The organism is Acetobacter indonesiensis (genome assembly GCF_000963945.1).
In the GTDB taxonomy this organism is placed as follows: domain Bacteria; phylum Pseudomonadota; class Alphaproteobacteria; order Acetobacterales; family Acetobacteraceae; genus Acetobacter; species Acetobacter indonesiensis.
On record NZ_BAMW01000024.1, the window covers coordinates 81,842 to 93,887 of the forward strand.

Sequence of the window (12,046 nt, forward strand, 5' to 3'; positions counted from 1 at the left end):
TGACCGTTCATGATGCGACCAGTTTAAAAAAATTGAGGCTTTAGAAAATTTATTCTGACAAAAATGACGCTAAGGAAATAATAGAATTACTTCCTTAGCGCCCGAGCCTTTACTCCGCTGCAATAGGGGTATCGCTATCCTCATCCATTGAACGAACTCTATCGTGAACGCCAACGGCAATCCCTCGACCGTCAAGAATTTCATGGGCGAGATCGTCAATCACGCCTCTTTGCGCTTCCTCTGCAGAAAGACCAGTCTCGCTTATGCGTATCTGCCGACGTCGAGTAATCTCGTCTACAGCCGATCCCCCAGGGAATACCGCAGCAAGAAATCTTAATGCAAGTTGTGGGCTTACTGCGTTGAAGAGCCTAGAACTTAGTGCAGTATCCTCAGGTGTTGAGCTAAATCCCCACAGTTCAATAGGGCCGAGGACGTTGACCAACTGAACTTCATATACTCCTTCAGCGGCGTTCAGCTGTAAGAAGAACGGTGCGCCATTCCGCCCTGGACCACGCAGCGCATTTTTAACAACCCAAGCGCTGGCTGTTGATAATTCCCAGCGAGAAATAAGCTGTTCCGCATCTTTGCCATCCCCCTTTTTGAGAACCCAGCGCCCTGTACTCTGTCCCATAAGATCATCGGAGAAATCACGGGGACGCTGAGATATAAAACCAAGCTGAACATTGTGTTTTCGACCTTCACGGGCATCACGTACTGCCTGCGCGTCTACTTGCGGAGCAGATTCCGCACGATGCCATTCGTCGTAATCAAGCCGTTTAACGGCCTCTTTCATCTCAGTGAAACGAGCAAGATGATAGTCTCTCATTTTCGCAGGCATCACCGGTTCATCGGCATATTCTGGATGAAGGAAAAAGTTTCGTGCGATGAGGTGTCTGGCAAGCATATACATCAACGCGGTTTGACGATCGGCGGCGGCTGAACCTTTAGGGGCAACTTCTGCGAGATCAATCATGATCACACGAGCGTCACCCATATCAAGCTGTGTAGGGGCTGCTAAGGTGGGGAAATTCTTAATAACGTTCATGATATAGCGGTCAAAAACGTCAATAAGGCTTTCGCCGGTTTCAATCTTGATTTTTTCGTACCGCTTTGAGATTTCAGGTGTACGTGCAGCACGCAGAAGATCCTGAAGAACAGGCACAGCATGACGCTGGGCGATACCGGCAGTACGGTAGTCACCAACATCAATTAGGGCGTTAACGACGTCACGCCACCAGGTCGGATCATCAATTCCCCCATGATGGGGGAGTGACAGGTTATGATGGTGGATTGCGGCATCAACCAGAGGTTCCGTTCCGGACCGGTAGAGCTTGGGTTCTCCCCCTGAGACGTCAGTACAAAGCCTGTAAGCTTCATCAATGACGTCCTGGACAAGATGATCCATCCCTTCAAACGGCGGTTTGCCGAGCGGGGTCGCAAGAAGTGAAATAAAGTTTTCAAGAAACACGCGCTCAAGGGGAAGCGGGTATTCGAGGCCCAACTGCACATCAAAGACGTTGACTTCATATCCTTGGGTTTTCTGCATTTTTAAATAAGCCGCTTCATGAGCGCGCTCTGGTCCCAGTGCAGATTGCAGTAATGCGACAAATCCCTTTCCACCTGGACCAATATCGACCTTGCCTATCAAAGGGAGTTTAGCGCCATTTCCTGAAAGTGCGGCCGAACTCAAGACAAGCCCTAGATTAATCGTGTTGCTCATGACGGTCTTCCCCCCACCAGGAGGGGCAATGATGATATCAACCACTGCTTCTCGCAAACCGCCACCAGTTGGATCGAATGGCCAGATTGACCCATCGGGCCTCCGGAAAAGAATACTTCCCTGTTGCCATGGGGATGCGCTCCGTGCCCATGGCATCATGGTAAAAGCTTCGCCTAAAGGTGCGAGTGAAGGATTGGCTGTGCTGCCTAGAGAAAGTGTTGGCACCGAACCCATAGCCGCTTCCAATGGATCGCCGCTGACCCGTGTTGTCTTACAGTTGCCCCATCCTTCAATAGCCTGTGATAACGCTGAGGCTTGTCGGCGTAGTTTGGCATCCTCACCTATGGGAGCCCATGTTGCGGCCGACATACGCATGCGGACTGAATTGTGGTTCTGCTTTTCCCGCATTGTCTTTAACGCGGCAAATGAGCGCCGGATATCTTCATTCCCCGGCAGCATTGCCAGAAATCCTGCGCCGACCTCCTTAAGGGCGAAGGCGGCTCCCCCACCGCTTTCCAAAATCATCGCACTGCGCCACGGGATACGCTTCCGACCGAGGGTGGCAGATAATTCCGAAAATGGGCGCGGATCTTCAGGTCCAAGCTCCATGTCCACTGGAGCGTAACAATAGTCGCCAATATTGACCAATTGCCCACCAATTGTATCTGCATCTGAATGAAAAACCTGATCAGGGATTGATGGCCAAAGTTCACCTTCAGGCAAAGGACCCGTTGCGTCAGGATCATCAGGCAAGCGTGGCATAAGTGGGTCACCGATTAGGGAAGGCTTCCACTTTGAGGCAGCAGTTTCGCGATAAACCATTTCGCGCGTGATACGTAGAGCGGCGTGTGGGGGGATCAATGTGCAAGATATATCCAGACCATTCAACGCCCCCTCAATACGATGGACAGCAGCAGTATGCCTAGCCAGCATGATTCCGCTGCGCAGAGCAAACCGTTGGGTATCGCCAATATTTGGAAAAGCTTTCGCTGTTGCGGCCTGTTCTTCTGAAACCTGCTTACGTTCCTCCCTACTCAACAATCCCTTGCGTGTCCAAAGCACATAATATGCTACTTCTGAGCGCATGACATTCGGCCAACGCTTGCTCCGTTCTCCAAGAAGATCGTTGAGATCAAGCCCCTGTCTGGTGGCAATAGCACGACAAGAGCTGAGGCACAGTTGATTAATTTCCTGCAGAGCGGTGTCTGGGTCAGACAAGTACCATCCGACCAGTGCATGGCCTTTCTCTTCAAGTACACCCTGCAGTTCGATCCGCTGTTGCTCTGCCAATTCGGCAATTTCCTGGCGGGTACACATTCGACGTAAGCCGTTAATGCGCAAAACAGAGATATACTCACCCCGTTTGGTCACCAAGTGATCATCGTGCGTTGTTTCAACGTCACAAAATGCCTGTAGGGGTTGCCGGAGAGACAGGCTGAGGCCTGCGAGAAGTGTGGAAAGGTAGCCTGCCATTATCTGAACCTGTCAGGAGTTTGTGGGAAGAAGGCGGAGGCGCGCTTCAAGAATATCGGGATAGATATCATCAGGCCCATCGTAGAGACGGCCCAAGGGTAAAAGTTTCAGGTTATCGAGCAAGAAATCCAAACCATCTTCCACATCCTGTCTGGAAGTATCAGCAATCTGCATGGCGATACTAACGTGAGACGGAGCTGAAGATTGCAATCGTCGGAATGCTTCATCTGATCTGGAAAACAAGGTACGGAGTGTCTGAGCTGCGGCCACGCCGGCCGGCGGTAACATTCCTGGTTCCCTGCCTTCTGCCAGAACTGTAACACTCTTTTCCCACGCACTAAGTTTCCGACCACAAGCCCGATAGAGGGCAAGATGGGCATGTGCTGTGAGGGCAGAGACCTGTCTCTGATCGAGTTCAGGACACCAGATCAAAAGAGCTTCCCGATCAATCGTCGGACGGTTCAGTGATTGTAGCAGATTACAGACCTGGCATATGCGTGTGTCTGTTCCACGCCAGGAAAAACTAACCCCGCTGACTGGAAGGCCACAGCACGCACAAGTCGAGGTGCCGGCTTCCGCCTTAACAGGCGGAATATTTCTGAAAGGCTGCACGCTAAGGCGGAAAACCGGCTGTCTCATTGTTTTAGACCTCAGTTACCCCCCGTGAACTCATAAGCCTGAGCACTGGTACCCACTGTAGCTTGGCCACCAGAAGCCGTATTGGCGGCTTTGTTGATCCATTTTGGCCCGGTGGCAAACAGACCGCAGAGCACAAGGCCAGCAATCCCCATACCAATCTTTCCGGGACTACGGGTTTGCTGATTGCGACTTTCCCAGAGTGCCCAGACACCCGCAATGAAGCAGATAAAAGCCAGTATATACATTGCGGCTGAAGCAACAGTGCCCCCAGTCGTCAGGCCTTCCTGTGACATGCTCTGGATCTGCTTTCCGAGACCATCACCTGTCGGTTGGACGGCCTGCGCCATCGCGTGAGTTGCTGCAAGCATCAATGTCGTGCCGCTGATAGCGGCCAGACGGGTGGACCGTACGATGATGGACTGAGGAGCCTTTTCGTTTTTAACGGTAAGCGTGTTCATGAGTGTAACTCCAAGTGTCATGACATAAGGGTTTTTGCCCCAATGGCGATTAAATCTGTTCATGATGCGACGAGAAACAGAGTTTCTGATCCGTCAGTGTGGCCAGTAGCTGAGTAACCAGTTCGCTTCTTTGACGGGATTAAGCAGAACGACACCAAGGGCGAACTGACACAGTAAGCCAAGCTTGGTGCGATTGTTCTTGCCGGTCATGGCTCCCTGCCAGGAGATCAGAGCAAAAAACGCAACCCATGCGCCGAATGTCTGGAAAAAGAGCGAAAAATCTTTAACAATTTGCAAGATGGCATCGTGGGGACCAGCCCCAGAAATAGGAGAAGTGCCTCCAGTATAGCCCGTGGGCGATGATGAGTTCAGGCTGACCTGCATGTCCAGTTTGGCTGACTTTGCGGCTTTCGTCAGAATGCGATCAAAAGCTGCAAAGGCCCCGGATAAAAGTAGGACAACATACGGGACCCATGGTTTACCGACAAATGGGTTTTGTGGCTGTCGCTGCTGCCACATACCCCAAACAGCATAAAGAAAGCTCATACACGCGGCGATATAGCATGCCGTAGGCAGAAGCCATGAACCTGCGATGGCAATATCGTTTAGGAAATTGACGAGACCTTCCACGTCTATCTCCTCAATTAATCAGACCATGATCAGTTTTGATCACCCAGTTGGTACCAGCCTGATAAATAGACTTAACGACACCGTAGCCCCGTAAATTTGTTCCCGGCTCAACTTCGTACTGGCTTTGCTCACCAGAAGGCGCGTTATCATCCTGTACCATACCCAATAAGGGAGATGCAGAAACAATGCGGTAGCGCGGTACCCAGTTATGGTTTGTCCGCGGTTGTTCTGAGGCCGGTGCTGCCTGCGGAGCCAGAGAGGACGGGCTTGCGGAAGGAGGCGGTGCGCTATTCTGCTGACTGTTCATGGCAGCCGCTAACGCGCGTTTGGCCTGATCTGCGGCATTCTCTCTAGCTTGATTTGGGAGATCAGTTGCATCCGCGACAGCCTTCCTGGCCTCAAGCAGGGCTAGACGGCGCGTAAAATCGGCACGGGCTTTCAGCGCCTCATCACGTTCCTTCTGAAGTTCCTGACGGAGTGAAAGCATCTCTGTCCGTGTATTTTGGACAAGTGCGGCTTCCATGGTTACCAGTTGTAAGACATCAATCTGATCCTTCGAGCTCATTGGAGCCGCAATGAGGTGACGTGCAGTCTCGGTTGCTGTTTGTGGTGTCAAAGGAGGTGGTGGGGAGACGGGATCAACTGCCGCTGCTTGTTCTGCCTCGCGGGACTGTACGGGTGGCGACTGGGGCGGTGCCGGTGTGTTTTGTACGGTTTTCGGATGTGGTCCGGCCGCGATCATTGCGCTGAGATCATCAGTCGGTTGCGCCTGTTTGGCTTCAACTGTTTCTTGACGACTGGCTACATGAACCGGCGGCTGAGAGCGTGGGGCAGGTTGGTGTTTCTGCGGCACGGCTGGGGTAGGCAGCGTTTGGGCAGTTATACCAACTTCCTGTCCAACTGGCTGCATGGTGCTGGGACTGGAATGAAAACCCCAGAAACCAGCCAAAAGTAGCACTAGAGCCCCTGAGGCTGCGCCAGCCATAAGGATACGTTTATCGGGCAGTTTCTTCTTTGCTTCCGCCTGCCCAGAATTGTCTGGGATAGTGTCTGCTATCTGGTCCTGTTCGTTCTCAGAGGAAGCCTGCTCTGAGGGTTCGGATGCGGTTTGTTGATTTTGCGGACGTAGGTGCCGGATTGTTCCGGTGTCATCCTGCGGAAATGCAGTCTGACGGGGTTCTGCTGACATGATCCTGTCCTTTGTAGGTGAAACTAGGGACAGGATCACGCATCATCATGCGACGAGTTTAAAAAAAACAGATTTAGTTTTTTGTTGCTACGTTTGTTGTAAACACGACACCAACACTGACATTGGCTGCCATATTAACTCTTGCCTGCGTTGGCATCTGTTGCATCAAGGCACTATTAACCTGGTTAGCTGCCTGCCCGGCCGCGACACCAAGTTGCTGGGGAAAATTGAGGCGTTGGACGTAATTAACGTTCCCAAGTCCACCGATTGAACCAACCGTATTCGATGTTGTTTCAAGCGCAGACCCGAGACCTTGAACAAAGGCGGCCGCTCCTGGCAGTATGAATCGTTCGACGTAGAGTTGATCAACGCTAGACGCAACTGCTGCCTCCATTGTTTTAGGTGCTACGACCATCCCAGTGACAGTAAGTGGGTCTCCTTTGTGGTACACGGTTTTAACTGACAGAACCAAACGATTCATATGGCCGCCTGCGCGTGAGACCGAAGCTATCATTCTGTCGCCTGCAATCGGACCGGAATCCGCTTCCAGTACAATTTCGCCATTCAGATCGCTGTTTGTAGCGGTTACTGTGTGGGCATAAATCCCTCGTCCTGCGGGGATCAGCACATGATCTTTGGACACAACCGAGTTGCGTGCTGACTGAGATAGAGAGCTCGCTGAGGACTTATCGTTCTTGTTGCTATCAGCAGCATCACTCTTAGCAGTCAGATCCTCCTGAGTGAACATAACGGAAGTGACAGGAACGTGTCCCACCATACGATTTCGGAGTGCGTTAATGGCGCCCGTATACTTTGCTATAGCTGGGTTAGGTCCCTGACCGTCGGATGAAGGCGCTACAGCATAGGCTGGCGCAGTCTGGACAGGCGCCTGAACGGGCGTGGGAGCAACTTGAGCAGAAGGAGTGGGCAAGCGTTTTGCCATTGAGGGGTCTTCTTCCTCACCCACTTCGTGGATTGGCTCAGGTGGGGTTACTGACTTTCCCGGAGCAAAATCAGGAGTGTAAGAGTTCCCCGTCTTTTGGGCGGTGCGAGCACTGTCCTCAATCTCTTCGCGTCGTAGTTGCTCCTGTTTTGGCGTCGCGTTGAGGCCACCAGGCAAAGGGTTGATAGTCTGTGTCGTACCCGCATTGGATTGCGGCATTTCACGGTGATGAATGGAACTTACTGCTAGTACAACGATGACTAAAGACGCAACGATCCCGCCAATTATAAACAGCCGACGATTACCACCTTCTCCAGCTCGGCTAAGGATGTGTCTGAATTTGATCTGTTTGAAGTTGAAAGACATTACTGAGCCTCCCGAATGCTGGCCGAAACGGTGCGTCCTGAATCTGACAGCAGAACATAGGGCGTCTCATGAAACGCATAGATGGTGTAACCACCTTCACCATGCTCTGAGCTATCCCATGCAGGCGTCATAAGAACGAGCTTAGTTCTCAGATACATTTCGTTGCCAATTTTCCACGCTCGAACATCGTCGGGGGAAACGCCTTCAACGCTTAAGGGAACTGCAGCGGCTGGTGCAATGCCACTTAGCATCGCATTGAGATAGGGGTCTCCTGTAGCCGGAGCACCTGGTCGGGTATCAATTTCAACTTTTGCGTTGGGACCATCGCCAGCGACACGGACTGTCAGGTTGTCATCATAGGACCCACGACCGGCCAGCAAAAGAAAGGAAATAGGTTTAGGTGCATCCTTCAGAGTAACCAACAAACCACCGCGAGGCTGAAGCGAAAGCGGTTGTATATTGATTGTATTGCTGCCTTTGTATGGCACGCAAACGTAAAAACCTGATGTTTCCACTGCCGGAGAGCCAGATTTCTCAGAGGATCCATTGGCAGACGCACCACAATTGGTCCCGCCAGAAGGATTGGCCGTCATACTACCGAGATTCCACGCAATCGGCCAAGGCTGTCCAGTGCGGTCTACAAAGGAAATTGCAGTTGGATACCCTTTAGCAGTGAAGATGATGCTTGTTTGTTGGCCTGGTTGGAAAGAGACACGAATTGCCGGTCTTACGTTCGGAGTTGCCATCTCGGTCTGAACAGCTTCTTGTGCGCGATCGACCTCTTTCAGCCGCTTGCCAAGCCTCATGATTTCCTCAGGTGTTAACGGAATTGCCTCACGTTCAGCCTGTTGACGTGCCAATTGATCTTGGTCTGGCATGCCATTGATCTGTGCAGATTGGCTGGCTGTCACGTTCTGGGCGTGGGCTGCCATAGGGAACAGGGCAAACGGAAGAATGAGGAGAGTTTTTAGTGTTTTCATGGCCTTAATTCCTCACCGGCCCAATAACCAGTTGGCTTATGGCCAGCCCATCAGGGTGATCCATATCGTCAACACGATCTATGATCATGGTCGCCATCAGTGTTTGGGTATTCTGCTGGTTGACGTTTTCGCACGTCTGAATGAAAGGAAACTGGACAACGTAATGCGCGCGTCCGTTCACTATCTTCTGGTCACGAATAGTCGCAGCGCGTGTCGGCTGAGCAAAGCATAGTAATTTTGCCTGTTTCAGCTTATCAAGATTACCTGCTTTAATAAAAGATCGAGCGAAACTGTTCCATCCATCAATAGTGTAATGCGCTCCGGCAGTATTTAGCTGCGAAGGGTAATCACGGTAGTTGATGTTATAGGGTGCTATGCCCCATCGCACAGCCCACGACAGGAGCTGGTCCTGACCCAATATAGGACTATCCAACGGCACAGCGGGGCGCGGCGGGTTTTGTCCATCCACATAGAAAAACTTTGGGCGTGGTGGATTGGCCCAGATGTAAACATCATGAACAACAAACACCGTGATGAGGGCAACGAGAGTAATATTTACCCACAATGATCTTTCAACAACACGTCCCTGAAAATCCGGGTCACTGAGACGCCGGAGAATGGCCTGCTTCCGACTTTTCATAGCGTCCACCCCCCAAGGGCGCGGACAATTCTATTTAGACCTATCATCGATCTGTCCTTCTTAGATGTTTCTGAGGACAGCCTGATAGTTTCAGATGCGACCAGATGCTTTTATTTTCAGTTCTGCTAAATTTTTTTAAGCTGCAAGATCATATGCGGCCACGAGGCTACGCAAACGGCGGGAATTTCTTGCGCGACGGCTGATCCGGCGAAGTTTACTGTTTGTCCAGAAACGTGCCCCTTCCATGACGTTGCAATCCCGACGAAAGATTCCACGATCTTTAATATAAGAGATCGCATTTTCGCAGATAAAGTAATCCAGTTTCTTACGTCTTGATTCAGGAATGCACTCTTCCAAGCTGGCATGTGACCTGATGGCGTCCGATGTAAGGAGAAAATCCTTTGCAATGATATGATGGCTTTGAAGTGCAAAATATCGATGAGCGCATTCAATATTGGCTGCCTCATTCCAACGAGTTTTGTCAGACCTTGCCATGCAGGTGATGGTCACAAGGTTTCTGCAGCAGCGCACACGGTAGGTCCGGCCACGCAATTCTTTGCGTGTGAGAACACTGGCCTGTGCCCAGGTCAGCAAGGTCTTTTTGCTAGATTTGAGCGCACTATTGCGTAATTCTGTTTTGTGTTTCTCTGCTGTCTCGCGCGAGACTTGTGTACGGGCAGGAAGTCCCAATGCTCTACGTTTTCCAGAAACACTGGAGCGGGAGCGCTTAAGTGTTTTTGCGATGTCCCCGGCTTGCTCGCCTCTAGTCCACATTTGACCGAGGATAATCAGTTCCTCCGCTTGCCATGCCTTTTGACGATCAGGCACCCGGTAGCCATGCATGACGGGCGCTTTGTCCCAACCTTCATACGCAGCTTCCGCTTCCTCAATAGTGACCCCAAGCAGTTCTGAGGTGAGTGTGAAATCACGTGTCAGACGCATAACCTTTCTGATCATCTGTATGGAAACAGACTGAGGAAGCCAGAAGCGATCATTTCTGGTGATGACAGCGCAATCGAGCATGACCAAATCCCGTCATAAGGTAACTGATTTAGTCCGAATAGCATGAAAAGAACTTCAAGAGTCAACAAAAAATGCGACTAGGAATGACCACCTGTGGTCGTCAAAAAAATCACTCCCGTCAGAAATTCTGAGTATGATTTTTCGGAGTGACAGTCTGACGGTGGGGGTTGTCTATTTGATAAATCTGTTCTGTATCAGACAAGCGTCTGTAATTTATACATAATTTATTGAGTGGTCAGTTGGTCCAGACTTCCGCTGCCAGAACGAAGTGGATTGTGTCGCGCGTCTTCAGTTATAAATCAGCCGCGGTGTTGGTCTCACGCTAACGTGATATTTTTTCTGATTTATTTATGAAATTTCGCTCTTGAATAACTTCACCCCGTTCCCACTGAGGAATAACGGAGCGAAGTTTGAGGATTAACTAGTTAGTGTATCCTTCATCGCGTCAGCCGGGCTGGTTGTGCGACGTATGTATTCGAGCGTGGCCAACAAGTCACTCACCTGACTAATTTGATCACCAGCAATCATAGATGCTGCACGCCGCTCAAGGTCGATTTGTTGTTTTGCAGCTACGTCATCATATCTTATAAAAAAGGCTGGGTGAACATTCAGTGCTTCGGCAAGTTGGTAGAGTGTCTGAAGTGATGGATTTTGCATACCGGCTTCAATGACAAAGATTGAACCTAATGCTACACTTGCGGCGTTCGCCAAATCTGCCCTTGACCATTCTTTTAAAATTCTCAAACTACGCAGACGTCGGCCAAAAGTGATCAAGCTCTCAAGTGAATTCTGAGGAGAAACGTTATAGGTTTCCTCAGCCGTAAAAACAGCCAACGCCGCATCCATGTCTGGTTTAACAACCCGAGCGACATCCGTAAGAGATCTAATAAGATCTAGAATCTGAGGCTTGAAGGTTTTCAGATTCTCGGTCGATTGCAATAGCAGCTTCACCTTGCTGGCGGTTAGTTTAGGTGGAAATTCATCAATTGAGCCTCCGTGTGGTGGTAGAATTTTCATCGGATCAAGTTTCATGGCCTTTATCAGTCCTGCAACAGTTCCGACAGAGAACCCTTTTCCGTTTTCACGGCTTGATTCGAAATATTTTATAGTGGTTACTGTGACCCCTGAAATCAAAGAAAGTCTCTTCACCGTTAGTCCAATGTTTTTACGATGTTCAGTGAGCTCTGTACTTATCCTTTTGTATAGAAGACTATCGATAAACAGTCTTGCATTGGCCTGCGTCTCTTTCGGTTTCTTAGCCATATCATAACTCTTTCTCGGCAGGCGCCCTGACCGCCATAAGATCAGGGACAAAACACCGTCATTAAGGTGCTTTTAACAGCGCGTGTGGTCCTTTCGTTCGTTAAACTCCACTCAAGTCAATATCAGTCAATACCAATATATCGAGTGTTAACTCGACTTAATATGGTTTTTGGTCGCATCATAATGGGTTTCATATGGTTTCGAAGGAGAGAAACCTATGATTATCCCCACTATCTGTCTTACAGTCGGCCTATTAGCGAGTGACTATCATCGACAGTCGATGTTCCATAATACCGCATTTGAACTGGTTCAACCAAGTCAATCGACTACGACAACCAACCACAAGCAAGTCGATTCAACAATCGACGCTAAATCGATTGATAAAACCCATCAAGCGTCAACTGTGACTCCGAACAAAGACACAGTTAAAGCGACACATAACCATTTCCGTCGTGTTGATGGCTTTGGGCAACAAGTTCCATTGGACTTTGCCGTAAGACAGATTGTGCCACCTCACGTCAAAGTAACGTTTGCGCCGGATGTAGACCTCTCCAGACAGGTGAACTGGGCAGGCGGAGATACATGGAACAGAGTATTGGCTTCCGCTGTGGACCCTCTCGGTTACGCCATCGACGTTGGGCACAATTCCGTCCGAATTCTAACAAAAAAAGCTGTTTCGTCGCATCATGATCACTGACGGTTGCCTCAATACAGGAGGTAAC

The 12,046-nt window shown here is 50.2% G+C and carries 11 protein-coding genes; 1 reads left to right on the forward strand and 10 read right to left on the reverse strand.

Translation table 11 applies throughout. The features are described from left to right. Positions 1-109: 109 nt before the first annotated feature. The 10 genes from Abin_RS07930 to Abin_RS07975 all read right to left on the reverse strand — a co-directional run bounded on the left by Abin_RS07930 (position 110) and on the right by Abin_RS07975 (position 11,324). Positions 110-3,193 (reverse strand): ATP-binding protein, encoded by a 3,084-nt coding sequence (locus tag Abin_RS07930; protein WP_048845809.1) that lies wholly within the window; start codon positions 3,191-3,193, stop codon positions 110-112. 12 nt (positions 3,194-3,205) lie between these two features. Beyond that, entirely contained in the window at positions 3,206-3,481 is a 276-nt protein-coding gene (locus Abin_RS07935; protein ID WP_048845810.1) for a hypothetical protein, read from the reverse strand. A gap of 362 nt (positions 3,482-3,843) precedes the next feature. Continuing rightward, a complete protein-coding gene (locus Abin_RS07940; RefSeq protein WP_255319338.1) occupies positions 3,844-4,290 on the reverse strand; it encodes a hypothetical protein in 447 nt (148 codons plus the stop codon). 93 nt (positions 4,291-4,383) lie between these two features. Beyond that, the gene (locus Abin_RS07945; RefSeq protein ID WP_048845811.1) at positions 4,384-4,920 is read right to left on the reverse strand and encodes a hypothetical protein; all 537 of its coding nucleotides are present in this window, start codon (positions 4,918-4,920) and stop codon (positions 4,384-4,386) included. A gap of 10 nt (positions 4,921-4,930) precedes the next feature. Further along, the gene (locus Abin_RS07950) at positions 4,931-6,109 is read right to left on the reverse strand and encodes a hypothetical protein (RefSeq protein ID WP_048845812.1); all 1,179 of its coding nucleotides are present in this window, start codon (positions 6,107-6,109) and stop codon (positions 4,931-4,933) included. A gap of 73 nt (positions 6,110-6,182) precedes the next feature. Then, on the reverse strand, positions 6,183-7,418 hold the full coding sequence (locus tag Abin_RS07955) for a DotG/IcmE/VirB10 family protein (protein ID WP_048845813.1): 1,236 nt from the start codon (positions 7,416-7,418) through the stop codon (positions 6,183-6,185). Continuing rightward, positions 7,418-8,398, reverse strand: a complete 981-nt coding sequence (locus Abin_RS07960) for a DotH/IcmK family type IV secretion protein (protein ID WP_048845814.1) — start codon at positions 8,396-8,398, stop codon at positions 7,418-7,420. The genes Abin_RS07955 and Abin_RS07960 overlap by 1 nt, the downstream gene beginning before the upstream one ends. Positions 8,399-8,402: 4 nt before the next feature. Next, positions 8,403-9,038, reverse strand: coding sequence for a DotI/IcmL/TraM family protein (locus Abin_RS07965; RefSeq protein WP_048845815.1), 636 nt, complete (start codon positions 9,036-9,038; stop codon positions 8,403-8,405). 135 nt (positions 9,039-9,173) lie between these two features. After that, entirely contained in the window at positions 9,174-10,061 is an 888-nt protein-coding gene (locus tag Abin_RS07970; protein WP_146867668.1) for a hypothetical protein, read from the reverse strand. Positions 10,062-10,478: 417 nt separating this feature from the next. Beyond that, positions 10,479-11,324, reverse strand: coding sequence for a helix-turn-helix domain-containing protein (locus tag Abin_RS07975; protein ID WP_048845817.1), 846 nt, complete (start codon positions 11,322-11,324; stop codon positions 10,479-10,481). A 217-nt stretch (positions 11,325-11,541) separates the two neighbouring features. On the opposite strand from Abin_RS07975, the gene Abin_RS15830 reads away from it, so the two are divergent. Then, positions 11,542-12,021 carry a hypothetical protein gene (locus Abin_RS15830; RefSeq protein WP_255319337.1) on the forward strand — a complete coding sequence of 160 codons (480 nt, stop codon included), beginning with the start codon at positions 11,542-11,544 and terminating at the stop codon, positions 12,019-12,021. Positions 12,022-12,046 lie beyond the last annotated feature (25 nt).

Excerpts from the sequence above, each read along its gene's own strand:
- Abin_RS07960 (WP_048845814.1), bottom strand. The coding sequence starts at position 8,398 with ATGAAAACACTAAAAACTCTCCTCATTCTTCCGTTTGCCCTGTTCCCT.
- Abin_RS07975 (WP_048845817.1), bottom strand. The coding sequence starts at position 11,324 with ATGGCTAAGAAACCGAAAGAGACGCAGGCCAATGCAAGACTGTTTATC.
- Abin_RS07935 (WP_048845810.1), bottom strand. The coding sequence starts at position 3,481 with ATGTTACCGCCGGCCGGCGTGGCCGCAGCTCAGACACTCCGTACCTTG.
- Abin_RS07940 (WP_255319338.1), bottom strand. The coding sequence starts at position 4,290 with ATGAACACGCTTACCGTTAAAAACGAAAAGGCTCCTCAGTCCATCATC.
- Abin_RS15830 (WP_255319337.1), top strand. The coding sequence starts at position 11,542 with ATGATTATCCCCACTATCTGTCTTACAGTCGGCCTATTAGCGAGTGAC.
- Abin_RS07970 (WP_146867668.1), bottom strand. The coding sequence starts at position 10,061 with ATGCTCGATTGCGCTGTCATCACCAGAAATGATCGCTTCTGGCTTCCT.
- Abin_RS07955 (WP_048845813.1), bottom strand. The coding sequence starts at position 7,418 with ATGTCTTTCAACTTCAAACAGATCAAATTCAGACACATCCTTAGCCGA.
- Abin_RS07965 (WP_048845815.1), bottom strand. The coding sequence starts at position 9,038 with ATGAAAAGTCGGAAGCAGGCCATTCTCCGGCGTCTCAGTGACCCGGAT.
- Abin_RS07950 (WP_048845812.1), bottom strand. The coding sequence starts at position 6,109 with ATGTCAGCAGAACCCCGTCAGACTGCATTTCCGCAGGATGACACCGGA.
- Abin_RS07930 (WP_048845809.1), bottom strand. The coding sequence starts at position 3,193 with ATGGCAGGCTACCTTTCCACACTTCTCGCAGGCCTCAGCCTGTCTCTC.